The 20,320-nt window shown below is 60.0% G+C and carries 20 protein-coding genes and 1 tRNA gene; 13 read left to right on the top strand and 8 right to left on the bottom strand.

Translation table 11 applies throughout. The features are described 5' to 3' along the window. Positions 1–123 precede the first annotated feature (123 nt). The 5 genes from DDF78_RS06620 (at position 124) to DDF78_RS06600 (ending at position 6,459) form a co-directional block, all read left to right on the top strand. Entirely contained in the window at positions 124–921 is a 798-nt protein-coding gene (locus DDF78_RS06620; protein WP_152580951.1) for a putative hydro-lyase, read from the top strand. 166 nt (positions 922–1,087) lie between these two features. Then, positions 1,088–1,861, top strand: a complete 774-nt coding sequence (locus DDF78_RS06615; RefSeq protein WP_306452374.1) for a LamB/YcsF family protein — start codon at positions 1,088–1,090, stop codon at positions 1,859–1,861. Continuing rightward, positions 1,849–3,591, top strand: coding sequence for a 5-oxoprolinase subunit PxpB (pxpB, locus tag DDF78_RS06610; protein ID WP_152580949.1), 1,743 nt, complete (start codon positions 1,849–1,851; stop codon positions 3,589–3,591). Before DDF78_RS06615 ends, pxpB begins: the two co-directional genes overlap by 13 nt. Positions 3,592–3,595: 4 nt before the next feature. Beyond that, a complete protein-coding gene (locus tag DDF78_RS06605) occupies positions 3,596–5,359 on the top strand; it encodes an acetyl/propionyl/methylcrotonyl-CoA carboxylase subunit alpha (protein ID WP_152580948.1) in 1,764 nt (587 codons plus the stop codon). Between the two features lie 167 nt (positions 5,360–5,526). After that, positions 5,527–6,459: a glutamate cyclase domain-containing protein gene (locus DDF78_RS06600; protein ID WP_419465474.1), complete on the top strand. Its 933-nt coding sequence runs from the start codon at positions 5,527–5,529 to the stop codon at positions 6,457–6,459. Positions 6,460–6,554: 95 nt separating this feature from the next. Here DDF78_RS06600 and DDF78_RS06595 read toward each other — a convergent pair whose 3' ends face one another. Continuing rightward, positions 6,555–7,748, bottom strand: coding sequence for an ATP-binding protein (locus DDF78_RS06595; RefSeq protein WP_237564586.1), 1,194 nt, complete (start codon positions 7,746–7,748; stop codon positions 6,555–6,557). A gap of 196 nt (positions 7,749–7,944) precedes the next feature. Beyond that, entirely contained in the window at positions 7,945–8,628 is a 684-nt protein-coding gene (locus DDF78_RS06590) for a GNAT family N-acetyltransferase (RefSeq protein WP_152580947.1), read from the bottom strand. Positions 8,629–8,811: 183 nt separating this feature from the next. On the opposite strand from DDF78_RS06590, the gene DDF78_RS06585 reads away from it, so the two are divergent. Continuing rightward, positions 8,812–8,888: transfer RNA gene (locus tag DDF78_RS06585), tRNA-Arg, on the top strand. Between the two features lie 196 nt (positions 8,889–9,084). Next, on the top strand, positions 9,085–9,498 hold the full coding sequence (locus tag DDF78_RS06580) for a CDP-alcohol phosphatidyltransferase family protein (protein ID WP_272869824.1): 414 nt from the start codon (positions 9,085–9,087) through the stop codon (positions 9,496–9,498). 205 nt (positions 9,499–9,703) lie between these two features. On the opposite strand, the gene DDF78_RS12440 is transcribed toward DDF78_RS06580, so the two are convergent. From DDF78_RS12440 to DDF78_RS06555, 6 genes are all read right to left on the bottom strand, one after another. After that, the gene (locus tag DDF78_RS12440; protein ID WP_003817083.1) at positions 9,704–9,778 is read right to left on the bottom strand and encodes a 50S ribosomal protein bL37; all 75 of its coding nucleotides are present in this window, start codon (positions 9,776–9,778) and stop codon (positions 9,704–9,706) included. A 123-nt stretch (positions 9,779–9,901) separates the two neighbouring features. Further along, entirely contained in the window at positions 9,902–10,855 is a 954-nt protein-coding gene (locus tag DDF78_RS06575; protein WP_152580946.1) for an aldose 1-epimerase family protein, read from the bottom strand. A gap of 133 nt (positions 10,856–10,988) precedes the next feature. Further along, positions 10,989–11,528 (bottom strand): Cys-tRNA(Pro) deacylase, encoded by a 540-nt coding sequence (gene ybaK / locus DDF78_RS06570; RefSeq protein ID WP_152580945.1) that lies wholly within the window; start codon positions 11,526–11,528, stop codon positions 10,989–10,991. A gap of 356 nt (positions 11,529–11,884) precedes the next feature. Next, on the bottom strand, positions 11,885–12,940 hold the full coding sequence (gap, locus tag DDF78_RS06565; protein ID WP_152580944.1) for a type I glyceraldehyde-3-phosphate dehydrogenase: 1,056 nt from the start codon (positions 12,938–12,940) through the stop codon (positions 11,885–11,887). Between the two features lie 70 nt (positions 12,941–13,010). After that, positions 13,011–13,406: an arsenate reductase family protein gene (locus DDF78_RS06560; protein WP_202613233.1), complete on the bottom strand. Its 396-nt coding sequence runs from the start codon at positions 13,404–13,406 to the stop codon at positions 13,011–13,013. A gap of 28 nt (positions 13,407–13,434) precedes the next feature. Continuing rightward, positions 13,435–14,211 carry a thiamine diphosphokinase gene (locus DDF78_RS06555; RefSeq protein WP_152580943.1) on the bottom strand — a complete coding sequence of 259 codons (777 nt, stop codon included), beginning with the start codon at positions 14,209–14,211 and terminating at the stop codon, positions 13,435–13,437. A gap of 366 nt (positions 14,212–14,577) precedes the next feature. Between DDF78_RS06555 and DDF78_RS06550 the strand changes: the two genes are divergently transcribed. The 6 genes from DDF78_RS06550 to xerD all read left to right on the top strand — a co-directional run bounded on the left by DDF78_RS06550 (position 14,578) and on the right by xerD (position 20,157). After that, on the top strand, positions 14,578–15,168 hold the full coding sequence (locus DDF78_RS06550; RefSeq protein WP_237564585.1) for a GNAT family N-acetyltransferase: 591 nt from the start codon (positions 14,578–14,580) through the stop codon (positions 15,166–15,168). A gap of 143 nt (positions 15,169–15,311) precedes the next feature. After that, entirely contained in the window at positions 15,312–17,195 is a 1,884-nt protein-coding gene (gene asnB / locus DDF78_RS06545) for an asparagine synthase (glutamine-hydrolyzing) (protein WP_152580942.1), read from the top strand. Between the two features lie 363 nt (positions 17,196–17,558). Continuing rightward, entirely contained in the window at positions 17,559–18,227 is a 669-nt protein-coding gene (gene infC / locus DDF78_RS06540; RefSeq protein ID WP_152581005.1) for a translation initiation factor IF-3, read from the top strand. A 148-nt stretch (positions 18,228–18,375) separates the two neighbouring features. Further along, entirely contained in the window at positions 18,376–18,570 is a 195-nt protein-coding gene (gene rpmI, locus DDF78_RS06535; RefSeq protein WP_024463368.1) for a 50S ribosomal protein L35, read from the top strand. Positions 18,571–18,616: 46 nt separating this feature from the next. After that, positions 18,617–19,000 carry a 50S ribosomal protein L20 gene (gene rplT, locus DDF78_RS06530; RefSeq protein ID WP_152580941.1) on the top strand — a complete coding sequence of 128 codons (384 nt, stop codon included), beginning with the start codon at positions 18,617–18,619 and terminating at the stop codon, positions 18,998–19,000. Positions 19,001–19,230: 230 nt separating this feature from the next. Continuing rightward, the gene (gene xerD, locus DDF78_RS06525) at positions 19,231–20,157 is read left to right on the top strand and encodes a site-specific tyrosine recombinase XerD (RefSeq protein WP_152580940.1); all 927 of its coding nucleotides are present in this window, start codon (positions 19,231–19,233) and stop codon (positions 20,155–20,157) included. Positions 20,158–20,320 lie beyond the last annotated feature (163 nt).

Below are 20,320 nucleotides of genomic sequence, written 5' to 3'. Positions count from 1 at the left end.
ACATGTTTCGATAATGGTAATCCGTGTTTAATCTTTCGTGCTTACCGTGAAGTGTAGCGCGACGCAGAAGGGACCGCCTGTCGCTTGCGCATGAATTCTCGACTCGAAGGACAGATAATTCGTATGGAACACATTTTGCTCGACGCTTCCGCTTCACCCGCTCAGGCACGGCGTGCTTTTAGGAATGGGGAAGCATGCCCGACCTGCGGCATCGCACGGGGATATGCCCAGGCGAATATGATCAGTCTGCCGAAGGAATACGCCTTTGATTTTCTGCTGTTCGCCCAGCGCAATCCGAAGCCTTGCCCGATTTTGGAGGTGCTCGACCCGGGATCATATGAGCCAAAAATTGCTCCGGGAGCCGACATTCGCACGGATATCGGGCGCTATCGTATATGGCGCGACGGCGAGCTGGCCGGCACTTGTGATGATATCCGCGATGTTTGGGGCGAACATAGCGATCTGGTCACCTTCCTGATCGGATGCAGCTTCACCTTCGAATTCCCGCTGATGGATGCTGGCATACCGGTACGCCATATCCTTGCTGGCTCCAATGTGCCGATGTACGACACCTCGATTCGCTGTGCGGACGCGGGACGGTTCAGCTCCACCATGGTCGTCTCGATGCGCGGCATCCAGCCCAGCCAAGTAGCCGAGGCATCGCGCATATCCGGCCGTTATCCGGGCGTCCACGGGGCCCCGGTATGGGTGGGCGACCCTGCGGGCATTGGCATTGACGATATCGCCCATCCCGATTACGGCGACGCGCCCGTTCTTGAACAGGGCGACATCCCCATGTTCTGGGCGTGCGGCGTCACCCCGCAGGCTGCGGTCATGGCTTCACGTCCGCCCTTTGCCATCACCCATGCGCCGGGATATATGTTCATCACCGACGTTCCCGACCGCCAGTACATGGCGTAGTAAGTACACGACACAGACACATGCTCCGGATAGTCAGAGCGAATGAGCATCGTGTGCAGCAATGCTTGTGAAAGGGGAAAACCAAGTGAATAATGACGAGAGCGGGGCTGTTTTCGGCTCAGAGCGCCTAGCATACAGCGATAACAACAGCAGTGCTCTTAACAGCATTGATTTGAATAGCGATATGGGGGAGAGCTTCGGCCGTTGGACGCTGGGCGATGACAAGGCCTTGCTTGATGTGGTGACCAGTGCGAACATCGCCTGCGGATTTCATGCGGGCGACCCCGCAGGAATCCTACGCACAGCGTCTCAGGCTGCTGCCAACCATGTGTGTATCGGCGCCCATGTGGCTTACCGTGACCTTTCCGGGTTCGGGCGGCGCTTCCTTGACGAGCAGCCGGAAGATCTCAAGGCCGACATCATCTACCAGATCGCGGCGCTCGCAGGCATCGCCGCAAGTGTGGGAACCAGCGTGTCGTATGTCAAGCCGCATGGGGCACTCTACAACCGCATCGCTGTGGACGAAACGCAGGCTCGCGCCGTCGTTGATGCCATCGCGGCCGTCGATTCGTCACTGGGATTGCTCACGTTGCCTGGCTCGGTCGTTGGTCGTATCGCCGTCGATGCTGGGCTGCACGTCTTTAGCGAGGCCTTCGCCGACCGCGCCTACATGCCCGACGGTCGACTGGTCCCGCGCTCGCAGCCTGGCGCAGTCATCCATGACGTAGACGAGGTAGCTGATCGCATCGCAACGCTTGTATTAACTGGCACTATCGAAGCCGTCGACGGGACGATGATTCGTATCGACGCCGACTCCATCTGTGTGCACGGCGACAGTCCCAGCGCCGTGGACATGGCACGGGCGGTGCGTAGCCGCTTGGAATCGGATGGCATCACCGTGGCATCGTTTACAAGTAGCGGGCAACCATGCGTTTCCTGAACGTCGGCACTTCGGCGCTGCTCGTAGAACTTGACGACAGGGACGCGCATGATGCGATGAGTCTGTTCGATGCTATCGTCCAACAACAGCGCAACGGAGATTCCAGCTTGTCGCAGCTTATCGAAATCGTGCCGGCCGCGTGCACGCTGCTTGTGCGTTTCGATCCGCTGGAAGTCTCGCGCAGATCGATCGAATGTGCAATTCGCGATCTTCGCAGCAAGGAGTCGCGGGCGACTCGTGTGAGCCGCACTATCGAGGTTCCGGTTATTTACGATGGCGAGGATTCGGACGCAGTCGCAGCCATGCTGGGCATTTCCTCGCAGCAGCTGATTGAGCGACATGTGGCATGTTCGTGGACGGCGGCTTTTGTCGGCTTCGCGCCGGGGTTTGCGTATTTGACAGGCGACGATCCATTGTTCAACGTGCCACGCCGCCAAGAACCACGGCTGCGCGTACCGGCGGGTTCCGTCGGTCTCGCCGGAGCGTACAGCGGCGTCTACCCGCGTGCAAGTTCAGGCGGCTGGCAGCTGATCGGCTTCACGCCAGCCCTGATGTGGGACGAGCAGCATGACCCGCCAGCGCTGATACAGCCGGGAGACAGCGTCCGATTCTGCGTATCCCATGAGCACATCAGTGCCGTCAACGGCAGTGTTGCCGAGCAACAGACTCGACAGTCGCCTGGGTTTGCGGCTAAGCCGTCTAAGTCAGCGCCAGCGCCGATACAGGCACGCGGTCTGCACGTAGATAGACCAGGTGCTTTCGCCATATTCGAGGATGACGGCCGCATAGCTGCGAATATGGGCGTGACAGCCTCCGGCGCAGCCGACCCGGCCTCGTTGCATCGGTCCAATATCCTCGCGGGCAATCCTGCTGGCACACCGGCAATCGAAATCACCGGTGGCGGGGCACGCTTCACCGCCGTAGGGGAAGTGGTGGTCGCTCTTGCTGGCGCTCAGGCACCGATTGCCGTCCATGGGAAGGACGGCTCCTACACTGGCATAGCGCGTCAGGAGGCATTCCTCTTGAATGATGGTGACACGGTGGAACTCGGGGTGCTGTACGACGGCTTGCGCGACTATCTCGCTGTGCAAGGTGGCTTCGTGGCTGATGAGGTGATCGGCAGCGCTTCAGGCGACACAATGTCACATATCGGCCCTGCACCGCTTTGCGCTGGTGACTTCCTGGCCTGTGCCGACGGGCCCCATACAGTGACTGGGCACGCCGTCGACTGGTCGCGGCTGCCGGTACGCGGTTCCCTCACCGAGCTGACAGTGGTGCTTGGGCCACGCGACGACTGGTTCACCACGCAGGCCATCGATGATCTGATTGGTCAGAGCTGGACGGTGACGCCGCGCTCTGACCGCGTCGGTCTGCGGCTGAGTGCCGCTCGGCCGTTGGAACGGGTCGTGGCAAGGGAGCTGAACAGCGAAGGCACGGTGACCGGGGCTATCGAGGTTCCCAGTAATGGTCAGCCGGTGCTATTTCTGCGCGACCATCCGGTGACCGGCGGCTACCCGGTGATTGCCGTGCTTGACCCGGAGTCGCTGGCGCTCGCAGGCCAGCTGCCAACAGGTGCTTTGGTGCGGTTTCGTACGGTTTATAGTGATGCGCCGGCCGAAACAGCGCAAGTGGTGAATGACAAGAACTATGGCGAGAACGATAGCGAGAAGCATGACATCAGCTATGACTCTGCGCGCAACGAACACGCCTTACGAATGCAAAGGGGATAAGGGAATGCAGCGGATTCTGATAGCCAATCGCGGGGAGATAGCCGTGCGTATCATCCACGCCTGTCATGACGACGGTCGCACGGCGATTGCCGTATACGCCGATGATGATGCGGATGCACTATTCGTCAATCTGGCCGACGAGGCCTACGCCCTGCACGGCCGCAGCATGCAGCAGACCTACCTGGGCATCGACGCGATCATGCGCGCCGCCCGCGCCGCCAAGGCCGACGCGGTGCATCCGGGCTACGGCTTCCTGTCGGAGAACGCCGATTTCGCGCAGGCGGTAATCGATGCCGGCATGATATGGATAGGCCCGAGCCCTGACGCGATTCGCGCGTTGGGCGACAAGGTGCAGGCCCGCGCTATCGCCGCCGAGGTCGGAGCGCCTATGGCTCCCGGCACCACGGCGCCGGTGCAGGACCCTACCGAAGTCGTGGCTTTCGCCAAGGAATACGGGCTGCCGCTGGCGATCAAGGCCGTGCATGGCGGCGGCGGTCGCGGACTTAAAGTCGTGCGCCGGCTCGATGAGGTGCGCGAGGCGTTTGCGACAGCGACTCATGAAGCCGAACTCGCCTTTGGCAATGGCGACTGCTTCATCGAGCGTTTCCTGGACCGGCCACGACATGTGGAGGTGCAGGTGCTTGGCGACTCCTCCGGTAAGGTAATTGCCGTCGGCACAAGGGACTGCTCGCTGCAGCGGCGCAACCAGAAGCTTATCGAGGAAGCTCCTGCGCCATTCTTAGATGACGAAACAACCACGCGCCTCGAAGATGCCGCCGTGGCGATCTGCTCGCAAGTTGGCTACGTGGGCGCCGGTACGGTGGAATTCCTCGTCGCCGACGACGGGACGATGTCCTTCATGGAGGTGAACACACGCATTCAGGTCGAGCATCCGGTCACCGAACTGGTCAGCGGCATTGATCTGGTTCGCGAGCAGCTGCACATCGCCGAAGGCGGGTCGCTCGCCAGATTGCGACCGGAACAACGCGGGCATGCAATCGAATGCCGCATCAACGCGGAGGACCCCGCCCGAGGCTTTGTACCGTTCCCCGGCGTCATTAGCGTGCTGCGCTCGCCGAGCGGACCCGGCGTGCGTTTCGATACCGGCATCGCGGCCGGTTCGAGCGTGCCCGACCAGTTTGATTCGATGCTGGCCAAGCTCATCGTCCACGCCGATACCCGCGCGGAATGCATCAGACGGTTGCGGCACGCGCTCGACGAGCTGCGCATCGAAGGCGTGCCCACGGTCGTGCCATTCGACAAGGCCGTGCTGAACGAGCCTGATTTCGTCGCTGACGACGGGCGCTTGGGAATCTACACCCGATGGATCGAAGAGGTGTTCCTGCCGCGCACGGATCCCGAGTCGCTTGATGGCGGGACTGCAGGGATGCGCGCAGGCAGCGAAGCTGTGACACGAACCTGGATTGAACTCGATGGCAGGCGCGTCGAACTTGGTCTGCCTGCGCAGCTAGGTGCCCGACCGAATAGTACACAGTCAGGCACGCTTACAGCATCGGCTGGCGGGCAGGCAAGCGATGCGGCGCAGAGCAGCCAATCAGACCATGCAGTAGTCTCCCTGCTTGCCGGCACAGTGGTCCGCTGGCTTGTTGAGGATGGCGCGAGCGTGAACAAAGACGATCCTGTCGTCGTCATCGAAGCCATGAAGATGGAGACACAGGTTGCTGCTTCTCGTGCCGGGGTGCTGCGCAGTCAGGCGGCGGTAGGAGATTTCGTCGAATTTGGCCAGCAGCTGGGCGAAGTGTTATGACCGAGAATCGTAATGAGAGGGAAAACAGTGTCCGCGAGGGCAATGTCCGCAAAGACAGTGCCCTCAAAAACAGTGCAGCCCAAAACTGTGCAGCCCCAAACGATGCCATCATAAACGGAGTCCTCGCAAGTGCAGTGCACGCTGGCACAGGGAATGGCATACGCCCCTTGTGGGCGTCGCTGGGCGTGTGGCGGCATTACCGCAATGTGACCGGCATCCAGACTATGGCCGCTCACGATGTAGGCCGCGGCAGCGAAACACTCATGACCTTCGTGAAGGGCGATCTGTTCCGGGCTGCACGCTGGCTTTCTTCAGGGGCCAGACGGAAGGCTCTAGTCGTGACTGGCTTCTACATTCCGCATGCCCAGCACCCGGCCGCCGAATCCGACGGTCCCGCAGGTGCTGTGGAACTGTGCTCCGCACTACGCTCCATAGGAGGCGATGCGTGGCTGGTGAGCGACGTGTGGTGCGAACCAGTGGTCGCTGCAGCAGCGCAGAACACCCTGCCCGATGATCATGTGCTTATTGCACCCGGAGGCGACCATTTCGCCGCGTGGCTGGAGTCCGTTCGGACACTGGTGCGAGCGCGGTCTATTGACACGGTCATATTCATTGAACGCGTCGGCCCGGCGCTCGACGGTATACCGAGGAACATGCGCGGCATGGACATCCTCGAATGGACGGCCCCGCTCAGTCGTTTGGCCACGCTTGGCCTGCACACCATCGGCATCGGTGACGGCGGCAATGAGATCGGCATGGGGCGTATCGCACGATTCGCCATCGAAGGGGCCGTCGTGGACGGTACCCATATCGCCTGCAGCGTCGCCACGCGCGAGCTCATCGTGGCGGGCACCTCGAATTGGGGAGGGCATGCGCTGGTGTGCGCGATGTACGCTCTGGGCTGCCGCAGCCTCGAGGCGATGCTCGACGAAACGTGGCACCGCGATCAGCTCGCGCGAATCGCTGCGGCCGGTGGTTTAGACGGGGTGACGCTGCGCAACACCCCCACCGTTGATGGCCTGAACGAGGAGCACTACTACGCCCAGATACGGGCCATGTCGCATCATGCTCGGATTCGCCTGCGGTCCTTGAGATTCTAGACAAACTCGCACATGCTGCGGATGTATGCCGTGTACCATGTGCGAGTTTACTATCAGAACCCCGCTGTGCAGCCCGATGTGTCTGACCGACTCACTCAGTTCACGCAATACCGCGTGGCCCGTGCGCGGCCGATCCTGCGAATCTTGCCCTGCGCAGTCAGGTTGCGCAGCAGATAGGAGGCTTGGCCGTGAATGAGGCCTAGCTGATTTTCGATGTCCTTGCGCGACAAGGCAACGCCCGCGTCCGCCATGACATGCAGCGTCACCTGTTCGAGCAATTGCACATCGTAGGTATGGGGCTGCTCAAGCGGCTGCTGCTGGGGCACTGCTCCGGGCGCGCCGAGCACCAGCGTCGCAAGCGGCGCGCAGCCAATCACTCTGGCTCCGACCAAGGCCTGCGCGTAATCCTGCGTGATGTAGGGCCGAAGTTCGGGGAAGACGTAGCGCTTGGCTGCGGGCTCCGACTTGTCGGCGCCGTTGCCACTGCCATGCGGCGTATCTGCGTCATTCGCGCCATTCACGGCATGCTCGTCGTCCATATCATCCCAGGACTCGTCATCGAGCACCGGCACCGGCAGAATCATTGCCACTGAGGACGGTCCCACGCGCAACTGCGGGCTGGCCGAGCTGGTGGCGTAAGAGTCCATGATGCGCGGAATGCCAGTGCCGTAGTTCTCGCTGATTCCCAGCGCCGTGGCGGTCAGCACGAGCCAGGCATTGCGCGGCTGGCAGATGCCGTTGAGCAGATCGTTGATCTGCAGGCCGCGGACGAGGCCACCCAGCGAGACGATTTCGACGCGATTGGAAAAGATATTGACGAGAATCGGCCCCGAATACTCATAGTCGCGGTGCAGCACGGCGTTGATAAGCGATTCGTGGAGCGCCGTCTCGGGCCACTGGCCATCGGTGTTGTGCTGGTTGAGAAAGAGCGCGGCTTCATTGAGCTGGCGCAGCACCGAGCCGTGAATCTCGGCGCGGTCCGTAAGCTTCGTTTTGGTGTCTCCTTCAAACACCGCGCATTTCACCGAAAAAGGATTCTGATCGGAAAGCAGCAGCGCGGCCCCAGTGAATGCGCCGTGGGCGTCGCGCAGATGGAATGCAGCAGGGTCGAATGCGTCCCAGTCCAGACCTGCCGTGGCGTATGCATGCTGCAGGTAGACAAAAGTGAGGTTTTCCTCGTCGCAGGGGCGGTAATCGTATGGCGTGGGAGTCTGCGTCGACTCGTCCGCAGCGGGGCTATGCCCGCCGCCTGCGCCATCGTCATGTGGCTTTTCCTTATGCATCCCCATGCTGCTCATGGTATCGATGCGATACGACACGATGCAAAATTCATCGCATTTCATCGATTTTCATCGATTATCAGTTTCTTGCGATTAGGAGTGTATGGCAGTCTTGTACAGCAAGCCAGCCTTTTCGGGCTTCAGCGTTGCTGCATCTCAGCACTACAGGATCTCAGCGCTGCGTCATCTCAACACCTGTGTCGTCTCAACATTGTGGCCGCTTCACGATAGTGGGATCGCTGCCCCAATACGCGCCCGAACCGATGTGCTTCGGCGCGTCGGGCACGTTCAGTTGCTTGCGCCGTTCGCGCCAGCTCTGCGCGGTGAGCGCGAGCACATCCTCGTCCCGGATTTCGCCGAGCGAGGGGAAGGAGTTGTCGTATTCGGTGTGGTCGTAGGCGAAACCGCAATGTTCCAGCAGAATGCGCGAACGGGTGTTGTCCAGAAAATGACGGGCGTACACGGTGCTGAGATTCAGATTCTCGAAGCCATAGCGCAGCATCGCCCCAAGCGCCTCCGGCATGAAGCCGCGGCCCCAATGCGGCTCGCCCAGCCAGAAGCCCACTTCGCGGCATGCAGCTGGATCGCCGCCGTCCGGAAGCTTCTGGGCCTGGGGCAGCGGTTTGAACGCGATGGAGCCGATCGGCATGCCGGTCTGCTTGAGGATGATCGCGAAGCACTCCGGGTCGGGTGCCTGAACCTTGTCATGGTAGGCGCGGCATTCCTCGATATCGTCATAGGGCGCCCAGCCGCTGGCCCGGGTGACATCCGGATTGGTGGCGTAGGAGTATTGTGCGGAAATCTCGATTTCATTCCCGACTTGCCAGCGGCGCAGGATCAGTCGGGGCGTGTGCAGCAGATCCGATTCTTCACAGGCGTTCTCGTTCATACCTATACGTTATAGCAGAGCTTGGGAGCATGCGCAGGTAGAGGAGTGCTCGCGTCCGTCCATTCGGTGCCGTTCGTGCTGCCTGCGCTGTGTCGATGCTGTGCTGTGCGGAATTGCGTCAACGCCTGGACTCCATGCGAACCGGCGATAGGGAGGTGCTGCTAAAGTATCGTTTCGTTGTTTGGCCCCGTAGCTCAGTTGGATAGAGCAGGAAACTTCTAATTTCAAGGTCGCCGGTTCGAATCCGGCCGGGGTCACCAAAAGACATGGCTTTCCGCCAAGGAAATGCTATGTCTTTTTTCATATCATAAAGTATCCTAATATTCTTCAGGACAAACAGAAATTCTGTGGGGGTGATTCGCATAAACAATTTGGCCAATATGATAACCGCTACTCGCATTGCAGGTGCTGTCATACTCCTGTTTTACAACGCCCTTTTCGCTGCCTTTCTGGGGAATGTATCTATACTGCGGCATGAGCGATATACTGGACGGTCTGCTTGCCAGAATCCTGAAGCAGGAGAGTGATTTGGGGGCAAAACTTGACAGCATAGCGGATATGGCGTTTGTTTTTTCGGTTCTAATCGCTATTGTTCCGGCTGTTGCTATTCCAATGTGGCTCTGGATCTGTGTGGTGATTATCGCGTCCATTCGGATGGCAGCATATTTAATCGGGTACAAAAAGTACCATGTGTTTTCTGCTTGTCATACCTATGCCAATAAAGCCACGGGGGGGATTATTATTCTGCGCACCGGTTTTCGTTTACTGGTTAGGAATAACACCTGCGGGAATTATACTTTGTCTTTTCGCCGCACTGTCCTCCTGCGAGGAGCTACTCATCGCGGTGCTGTCAAAAGAATTGAACCGTAACCGCAAGAGTTTGTTTAAGCAATAGCTTCCTAGTCGCCTATTGGGTTATGTGCCCCTGTTATTCTGAAAATCTTTTTACCACAGTTTTTCCATGATTGCGTCGCCTGCATGGGTGATGAAGCGATTACATAGCAATAGGTCCCGAGGAATCAGATTCCTCGGGACCTATTCATGAATGCCGTGGCGCTCATCGCGCCGGCAGAAATCAGGCATTTGGCCTTTTGCCGTGATTGGCGGCCTTCTTACGGCGATCCTTGCGCTTGCGTCCGCGCATACCCATGATGGACTCCTTTACTCAACGTTTATTAGCCTAGGGGATTATCGCACACCCGCACGACGTTGACAAGACAGCGTCCGTGCTTCGCCACAGCCGTAGCGTTTGCGTTTGTTGCGTCTGGAGGTTTCAGCGCTGCTCGGCGTGAATGAGCAGCGACGTGGACGCCGTATCTCCCGGTTCGATGGTAATCAAATCCTTGCCGGTATTGAACGTGTTCGCATACGCGGTCTGCGGCTCGATCGCCACGCCGGAAGGGTGCTTGAACGCCGGGAAGCCGGTTCCGGTGCACACCTGGAAGGATGTGATGCTCTCGTCGCCGATGACCTGTACCGCGAGCCCGTCAGGGCGTTCGAACTCGGCGGTCGTCGTGCCATCGGCATCATGGTGCAGATCGGTCCACGCGTCGTCATAGGGCTGCTGGTTGAGCAGCTGGCCTTCGCGCAGATCGTATTTCGTGCCATCCACTGGCTCGGTTCCGGTGGGCAGCAGCCGCTCATCGACGGTCACATGCGTATCGCCGGGAATCGTCACGCGGCACTGGGCGTTGAATCCATCGATCTCGTCGCCGTAGCCGCCAAATCCGTTGGCGAACCACGGGTGTAGCCCGAAGGCCCACGGCGCGCGCTGCTTGCCGTGATTCACAGCGGTGATGCGCAGATGCAGGCCGTCGTCGGCCAAGCGGTAATCGGCGGTGACAAGGAGATAGAACGGATATCCGGATATCTGCGGAACGCGCCAGGCGAGCGTCACCCGATCGTCCTCAAGCGTTTCGAGCTCCCAGTACGAGCGATAGCCGTAGCCGTGGATGGCGTTGCGCCGTTCGATCTCGTCAATGGAGAGCTGGTAGGTTGTGCCGTCGAAGGTGTACGCGCCGTCGGCGATGCGGTTGGGGAAGGGGATGAGCACCCGCCCGTTGCTGCACGGCGCGGTCTCGTCGGCCGGCCATGAGCAGACGACCTCCTTGCTTCGGTATGTAAGCTCGCGCAATGATGCGCCGAGTTCGGTGACCACTGCGGTGTAGTCGCCATGCTTCAAGGAAAATTGCCGGCCCGAGCGAGGAGGCAGGTTAGCGGATGTCATATCGCATCTCCCATATCGTTGTGGATGACTCACGGCGAATCGTTGCCGCGGTCCATGATGATTGACAGTGTCACTCTACTGCGAGCAATGGTCTTACCGAGGGTTTCCGCTTGCGCGTCGTGTTGGTACATCATCAGGTCGCGATGGAAGCGGTTGCTGCGCGCAGCAGCGTGACGAGATCCGCAGGATTGACCGCAACGTCGAGGCCGCGCTTGCCGCCTGACACGAGAATAGAGTCGAAGTCTAGTGCGCTTTCGTCAAGCACGGTGCGGTGCCGGGTGCGCTGACCAAATGGCGAAATGCCGCCGAGTACGTAGCCGCTTTCGCGTTGCGCCACATCAGGCCCAGCCATGGCGGCCTTCTTCGCGCCGACTGCTGCGGCCAGCGCTTTGAGATCGAGATGCCCGCTGACCGGCACGATGCCGATGACGCGCTCGCTGCCGGTGTCCGCCATCAGCGTCTTGAATAGCTGATGCGGGTCCATCCCGAGCCGTTGCGCGGCCTCGACGCCGTAGCCCTCATCCATATGATCGGCGGAATGCTCGTATTCATAGATTTCGAATGGCACGCCGGCTTTGCGCAGCTGTGCGATGGCAGGAGTGCCGCCTTTGGCAGCTGTGCCTTTGGCTCCTTCGCCCTTGCCATCCGATGTACGCTTGCTTCGTTTCGCCATGCCACCCGTTCTATCGCATGGAGACGATATTCGTGCCATGCAACGTCTCGTGCCACGGGCTGGGCTATCGCGTCGGCTTAACTGGCGCGAATCGGCCGCTGACGAGCGCTGAGCGTCCGTTTCGGGCCAGTAGCCGATACTGTTTGGCACGAATCGGCCGCTGACGAGCGAACAGTGGCTCTTTCGTGCCAGTAAGCCGAGGCCAGAGTCGCAGCCGAAACCTCATCAACGACTTCGCCCCTGCCAGGCACGAGCATAATGCTCGATGCCCGGCAGGGGCGAAGCGGCAGACGGAAAGTCTGCGATCAGTCAGTCAGCTGGCGGCGATGCGGACGAGCCGCAGCGCCGCTGGGAGCTCACTTGGAGAGTTCCGCGAAATACAGCAGCGTGCGAATCATGTTGCAGGTGAAGCCGTTCTCGTTGTCATAGAAGGAGACGGTGCGCACGAGCTGGGTGTCGCCAACGGTGTTGACATCGGTCTGCGTCGGATCGAAGACGCCGCCGTGGGTGTCATCGATGATGTCGGAGGTGACGATGCCATCAGGGTTGTAGCCGAAGTAGTCGGTGTCGGAGTATGCGGCCTTGAAGGCGTCGTTGATCTCGTCGACGGTGACCGTTTTCTCCAGCACGGAGGTCAGCTCGGTGACGGAGCCATCAATCACGGCGACGCGCTGGGCATGGCCCTGCAGCTTGCCGTTGACCGAGGGGACGACCTTGCCGATGGCCTTGGCGGCACCGGTGGAGTGCTCGATGGTGTTCGCAGCCGCGGCGCGGTTAGCGCGCACGTTCTTGCCGCGAGGTCCATCCTGCAGCACCTGGGTGGCGGTGTAGGCGTGGATCGTGGTCATGAAGCCCACCTTGACGCCGAACTTGTCGTCGAGCAGCTTGACCATGGCGGCCAGCGAGTTCGTGGTGCAGGAGCCGGCGGAAACGATATTGTCCGAAGACTTCAGAATCTCGTGGTTGACACCGTAGACGATGGTCGGCGTGGTCTCGTCCTTGGCCGGAGCGGAGATGAGGACCTTCTTGGCACCGGCGTCGAGGTGAGCCTGCGACTTCTCGGCGGAGGTGTAGAAGCCGGTGCATTCGAGCACGAACTCGACGCCGTCGTTCTTGACCCACGGGATGTTGCTGGCGTCGCGCTCAGCGTACACGGTGTAGGACTTGCCGTCCACGACGATTGCGGTGTCGGTGGAGGTGACCTCGACCGGGGTGCCGTCGTCATGACGGAAGTTGCCGTGGGCGCTGTCGTACTTGAGCAGGTAGGCGAGCATCGACGGAGTGGTCAGATCATTGATGGCTGCGACCTCGATGTCACCGGCCTGGCCGCCACGAGCCTGCAGCTCGAAGATACGACGGAAGGCGAGGCGACCGATGCGGCCGAAACCGTTGATACCAATCTTGACTGTCATAAAATTACTCCCTTAGGGATCAGGCTCGGGCGCGCGCCTGCGCGCCCCGGCCATTGTTTATCAACGCTGCCTACTCTATCCCGTCGTCTGTACTTGCCAGTGACGTGCGCCACACTTCAGGCGCAAAACCGACCAAAATGCCGTGAGCGGTCACAACGATGGGCCGCTTGACGAGCATGCCGTCAGTGGCAAGCAATTCCAGAGCCTCGTCATCGCTCATCGCGGGCAGCTTGTCCTTCAGCCCGAGCGCGCGATATATCTGTCCGGAAGTGTTGAAGAAACGGCGGATTGGCAGGCCGCTGGCGTGGTACCAGGCGGTGAGCTCGGCCTTGGTGGGGTTGTCGGTTTTGATATCGCGCTCGGTGAACGCGATATCGTGCTCGCCCAGCCAGCGCCGCGCCTTGGCGCAGGTCGAGCAGCGAGAATAGCAGACGAACAACAGGGCATCGGCGTTATGGTCGGTCATGGAACCTCCTGATTTCATGGTTGCTGAATTAACGATTGAATGCGCGATTGGTGAACCGGGAGTCCAGAATCGGCGAGATCTCGGTATCGAGCGGCCCCAAGTCGCCAGTGAATTCGCGGTAGCGGGTGATTCTCGGCATCGGCGCTGTGATGGGGAAGGTCACGATAAGCGTGCCATCGTGCACATTGATGGCGCTGGCGACGCCGGGCAGGAACTCATTGCTCACGCCCTGCACGACGCTGTTGGTCAGGGTCGCGTGCCGCAGCTGGTATTTCAGCCCCGGCTCGTTCACGTCACGGGCCATATCCGACTGCGCGAACACCGACACCATGCCGCCGGGCATCGCGTCATGTGCTTCGAAAGCAAGTTCGCCGTCAGTTATGGCGGTGACGATGGCACCGTCGCCATACAGGAAGCCGACGCCGCCATGCTGAGCCAGCAGACCCATGAGCTGGATGTTGGCAATAGTATGGTCGATTCTCCCTCCTAGGCCGCCAAGTATATGCAATTCGCGCGCGCCGCGATTCCAGCCGACCTTGAGCGCCGAAAGCATGTCGGGATCGTCCTTGAGCGCCGGAAGCCGCAGCGTGCGGTCGTCGTCGGGGACGCTGCCCTGCACGGAATCGAAGTCGCCAATCACGATGTCGGCGCTGACTCCTTCGGCGCGCGCATGGTCGAGTCCGGCGTCGGCTGCGATGACCAAGGGACGGGAAAGCCCTGCAAGGAGGTCTGCGGGCACGCCCGGCGTCGGACCATAATATTGTCCCGCCGCGAAGATGACGCATACGTGGTTCGTCTGGTTCATGCTGCCACTCTAGCCCACGCGCCAACTGGGCAGGTGCGCATTTTCTTTGATTTGGACAGACGCAATCGTCGGTTTCGTATGCATCTGCGTTATGTGAGGCGCTAATTCGCCTTTGCGGAGGCCTATCTGCGTTGTGGAGGCGTTAATACTGTGAGTCTCCATATACTAGTGGTCGAAAACGGTGGTTTTCGGCCACCTGGTACTCGACGCTTTGTGAAATAGCACCTCACATAACGCAGATAGACCTCCGCAGCACACCCATAGCGCCTCACACAACGTAGATACCCGATTGCCAAGGCAGCGAAGCAGATGCATAATGCGGCATATGGGTTGCGGTACATGGACTTTTGACGGAATGGAGATTTGATGGAGGATACGTACTACGATGCGTACGCTGATACGCCGAGCGGGCCGGCGTCAGCAGCCCGCCGAGACCACGATGAGTTGACTATCGAGCCGATTATGCCTGCCTATATGGGCAAAAAGGCTCAGGTACATAGCCAAACTTGGCATGAAACCTATGCGGGAGTGCTGCCGCAGCCCATGCTTGATCTCGTCACCCCTGAGTTTGCGTTGAATGTCACGAAAGCCCATGATCCCAGCACTGTGTTCATCGCGCGTTTCGGCGACGATGTTGTCGGTTATGCGGAATTCTGCGATACCGCACGGCCGCCGGTCACTTACCCGTATACCGCTGAACTTGCCGCGATTTACGTGCTGCGTCGCTGCCAGCGGCGGGGCATAGGCTCAGCGTTGATTGAAGCGGTTCGCAATGCGGTTTCCACGCCAAGGCTTGTGCTGTGGGTGGCTGAAGGCAATGTTGATGCGCAGCAGTTCTATGCGGCTATGGGTTTTCACGCCACCGGGGTGCAGCAGGTCGAGGATGACGGGGCGATGCGTGAGTTGGAGTTCGCGAACTCTGACGAAACCGCTGAGCTCGGGCGTCATGAAGCTTGATGCGAACGGCGTTTCGTGTGAAAGTAAGGGCAGGAATACCGCCATTAACGTGACGCGACCAATGGCGCTGCTAGGCTGAAGGCTGCGAATATGAATACGATATGCTGCGAATATCCCATGCGTTTCGAGGAGAAAGAATTGTTATGTGCGGAATAGCCGGGTTTGTGAACGACGCTCCCATCGATGCCAAGGAACGCATCCTCAAGAAGATGACCGATATCATCGCCCACCGTGGGCCCGACAGCGAGGGGCACTGCATCGACGAGCATGCGGCGCTCGGGTTCAGGCGGCTGAGCATCATCGACCTCAAGGGCGGCGACCAGCCGATCTACAACGAGGATCGCACGATGGCCATCACCTTCAATGGCGAGATCTACAACTTCCAGCCGTTGCGCGAGGAGCTTATCAAGCTGGGTCACACCTTCTCCACGAAGGCCGACACCGAAGTCATCCTGCACGGCTACGAGCAGTGGGGCGCCGGCGTGCTGACCAGGCTGCGCGGCATGTTCGCCTTCGTGATCTGGGATTCCAAGACGAACGAGCTCTTCGGCGCGCGTGACCATTTCGGCATCAAGCCGCTGTACTACACCGTGATGAACGGCACCTTCATGTACGCCTCCGAGATCAAGAGCCTGCTGCAGCATCCTGATTTCGTCAAGGAGCTCAACGACAAGGCGCTCAAGCCCTTCCTCACCTTCCAGTACCCCGCCACCGATGAGACCTTCTTCAAGGGCGTGTTCAAGCTCAAGGAGGGACATTACTTCACCTATCGCGACGGCAAGATGGATACGCACGAATACTGGGATGCGGCATTCGGCGAAGGCAATCAGAAGCTCGATGCGCTGGTCGAGAACATCGACCAGTCGGTGATCGACTCCGTGAAGGTGCATGAGATCGCAGATGTGGAGGTCGGCTCCTTCCTGTCTAGCGGCGTCGATTCCAGCTATGTGGCCGCCGTCGCGCGCCCCGAGCACACGTATTCGGTCGGCTTCGGCGCGGGCTACAACGAATCGACGCAGGCCAAGGAGCTGGCCGACAAGCTCAAGCTCTCCAACACCGCCGAGATCATCGACGAGGAGGAGGCCTTCTCCTACTTCCCGCAGATTCAGTGGCACTTGGACGAGCCGGATTCGAACCCCTCCTGCGTGCCGTTGTTCTTCCTGTCCCAATTGGCCGCGCGCGATCTCAAAGTGGTGCTGAGCGGCGAAGGGGCCGACGAGCTGTTCGCCGGCTACGACGACTACGGCTTGCACACCAAGTCGAAGGTCATCACGGGCGTCACCAATATGCTCACCCATCTGCCGGCCGGGGCGCGGCACGCCATCGCGCACTGGGCGAAGGACAAGCATTTCCACGGGGCGACGCATCTGTATGCGAACCTCGCGCCATCCGAGGAATTCTTCATCGGCCAGGCCAAGATATTCGATGAGAGCGAGGCGCAGCAGCTGCTCACGCCGCATTACCGCCAGGCGCCCGGCGTCCATGACATCGTCGACAAGACGTATGCGCGCATCGAAGGTCAGGGACTCTCCGAGATCAAGAAGAAGCAGTACCTCGATATCCACCAGTGGATGCCCGGCGACATCCTGCTCAAGGCCGACAAGCTTACGATGGCGCACTCTCTGGAGCTGCGCGTGCCGTTGCTGGATCAGGAATTGATGAAGGTCGCCGAAAAGGTGCCCACCAAGTATCTGATTCGCAACGCGCTCGCCAAGTACGCCTTCCGTCAGGCCGCGGCGCGGCATCTGCCCAAGGCCTCGTCCGATCGCACCAAGCTCGGCTTCCCCACGCCGGTCAAGATCTGGCTGAGCGAGGAGAAGTACTACAAGCAGGTCCGCGCGGTGTTCCAGCGCGACTACGCGCGCGATTTCTTCGATCAGGACGCGCTGCTGAAAATGCTCGACGACAACTACGAAGGCAAGACGAACGACCGCCGCAAGATATGGACGGTGTACACTTTCCTGACTTGGTACGACGTGTACTTCGTGCATGACGGCAGCAAGCCCGAGCCGCTGGCCGAGCAGTAACGTTGCTGGGGGGTAACGCTGTCGGCCGAACGGTAATGCCGTCGCCCGAAAGCCAGGGCAGGAACCAGAGCGAAAACTGGTCCAACGCCGTGCCCTGTCGGGTTTGTCCGCGGGCATGGTACACTAGTTGATTGGCTTGAGTAATCAAGAAAGTGGGGAGACCCCACCTGGAAGCTTGTTATGGCTTCGGGTTCACGGCATGAGTCGCGCAATCGGCATGCGGATATGATTCCGCGCTGAACGATGCGCAGGCAACAGCATGGCGAATGCGCATATGGGCGTGTTCTCAGGCTGAAACGAGCCTGTTTCATGTCATGAATTCGAGCAGTTGCATGCCTCCGCTTGGGTCCCATGAGAAGGAACATAAGGATTGGAGTCATTATCAGCGACGAACCACGTATCAACGACGAGATTCGCGTCCCTCAGGTGCGCCTGATTGGGCCGAACGGCGAGCAGGTCGGCGTCATCGCGACCACGGTCGCATTGAATCTGGCCAAGGAAGCAAACCTTGACCTCGTCGAGGTGGCACCGGACGCGAAACCTCCGGTCGCCAAGCTCATCGACTACGGCAAATTCAAGTACACCGAGAAGATCAAGGCCCGCGAGGCCCGCCGCAATCAGAACACGGCGGAAATCAAGGAGATTCGCTTCCGACTCAAGATCGACGAGCATGACTTCGAGGTCAAGAAGGGCCATGTGACGCGGTTCCTGAACGGCGGCGACAAGGTCAAGGTCACGATTATGCTGCGCGGCCGCGAGCAGTCCCGCCCGATCGGCGGCGTCGAGCTGCTGGAGCGCTTGGCCGACGAGGTCGCCGAATACGGCAGCGTCGAGTCCTACCCCAAGCAGGAAGGGCGCAACATCATCATGACGCTGACGCCCAAGGCCAAGAAGGTGCACACGCAGTCCGAGCAGCGCCGTCGCGGCGCTGAATCGCGCGCCGAGCGTCAGGCCCGTCAGGCCGCACGCCTGGCCGCCAAGAACAGCGCGGGCGAAGCCGAAGAGGCTTCGAGCGAGACGCCGGCAGACTAAGCTTCCGAGCAGGACGCGAAGAAAGCCTGAGCCGGAAGGCCGAATACCGAAAACTGTCACGCCGGAGTTGATTCCCCGGCTGATCACCGAGTCATCGGATAGTATGCGATGGCGAAATATTTGTGCAGTAACCACAAGGAGGGCAGCAATGCCGAAGATGAAAACCAATTCCGCAGCCAAGAAGCGCGTCCGCGTCACCGGCTCGGGCAAGCTCATGCAGGCCGGCAGCGCCATGCGACACAACCTCGAGCACAAGTCCGCGCGCAAGCGCCGCGCATTGAAGGCCGATCAGGTGCTCGCGCCCGCGCAGAGCAAGAACATGAAGAAGCTGCTCGGCCGCTGAACCGCGACGAGTGTATAGACGCTAGACAAAGAAAGAAGATACTACTATGGCACGTGTCAAGCGCGCGGTGAACGCTCATAAGAAGCGTCGCGTCGTTCTCGAAAGGGCTTCCGGCTATCGCGGCCAGCGCTCTCGCTCCTACCGCAGGGCCAAGGAACAGCTCCTGCACTCATTCAACTACAACTTCCGCGACCGCAAGGCGCGCAAGGGCGACTTCCGCAAGCTGTGGATCCAGCGCATCAACGCTGCTGTCCGCGCCGAGGGCATCACCTACAACCGCTTCATCCAGGGCCTCAAGCTGGCGGACATCGATCTCGACCGTCGCGCTCTGGCCGAGTTGGCCGTCTCCGATCCCGACACCTTCAAGGCGATTGTGGAGCAGGCCAAGGCCGCGCTTCCCGAGGATGTCAACGCCCCGGTCGCTGCCTGATTGCTGATTTCGGCTGGCAGTGTTCGGTTTCGGACACTGTGTAAATTGGTACTGTGTAATTGACCACTGTGTAAATTGGCACTGCGTAATTAACACCGTGTAACTGACACCGCGCAGCCTGATAAAAGCCCCATGGTGTGCATGGCATATGTCGTGAGATATTGCGATATATGGTGTGCATGGCATGGGGTTTCGCATATGTGCTGCGCTTTTGCCTAGGATAGGTCGGTATGGAACGGAACGGATTCGATGCGCTGCTTGAGCAGTTTCTCGCGCATATCGATGTGGAGCGCGGGCTTTCGCGGGCGACGGTGAAGGCATACGAATCCGATATCCGCCGGTATGTCGACTGGCTGCGCGGCCGTGGAATCGACACGCCGAACGCCATCGCCAAACAGGATGTAGAGGATTACGTCGCCTTCCTTGATGCAGCGGGGGAGAGCGCACGGAGCAAGGCGCGTCGGCTCGCCAGCATCCATGAGTTCCACAAGTTCGCGCTCGCGCAGCATGCGGTCGCCGATGATGTCGCCGCAGCGGTGAAGGCGCCGAAAGCCTCAAGCGATCTGCCCGATGTGCTCAGCATCGACGAAGTGGGGCGGTTGCTGGATACGGCGGCGATGCATGGCAGCGATGATCCGGTCGTGCTGCGCGATCATGCGCTGCTCGAATTCATGTACGCGACCGGCTCGCGCGTCTCGGAGGCGGTCGGCGCGGACCTGAATGACATCGATATGAATGAGCATGTCGCGCGGCTGACGGGCAAAGGTTCAAAGCAGCGGCTGGTGCCGGTCGGAAGATATGCGCAGGAGGCGTTGACCGCGTATTTCAATGCCGGGCGCTCGGCTTTGGAACGCAAGGCCAAGGGCACCCCGGAGCGGCGGGCCATATTCCTCAATAAGCGCGGCAGGCGGCTGTCGCGCCAGAGCGTGTGGGAGATCATCCGGCTCGCGGGGGAGCGGGCCCATATCGACCGTCCGCTGCACCCGCACACCCTGCGCCACTCCTTTGCCACGCATCTGATTCAAGGCGGCGCAGACGTGCGCACCGTGCAGGAGCTGCTCGGCCACGCCTCGGTCACCACCACGCAGATATACACGCATGTCAGCCCCGAAAATCTCATCGAAACCTACCTGACTTCCCATCCGCGGGCGCGATGACGGGCAAAGCCGTCTTCGGTGTTTCTTGGAATTCGCAGTGCCTCTTGGAATACATGTTGTCTCTCAAAAATTCGCAGTGTCTCTTGAAGTACATAACGTCTCTTGGAATTCATTATGATATTCCCTATAATTCACTTTTCGTCTGCTGAGAAGACACTGTGAG

It is taken from the genome of Bifidobacterium tibiigranuli, from assembly GCF_009371885.1.
GTDB classification, from domain to species: domain Bacteria; phylum Actinomycetota; class Actinomycetes; order Actinomycetales; family Bifidobacteriaceae; genus Bifidobacterium; species Bifidobacterium tibiigranuli.
This window is presented reverse-complemented; position numbering and strand designations above follow the sequence as displayed.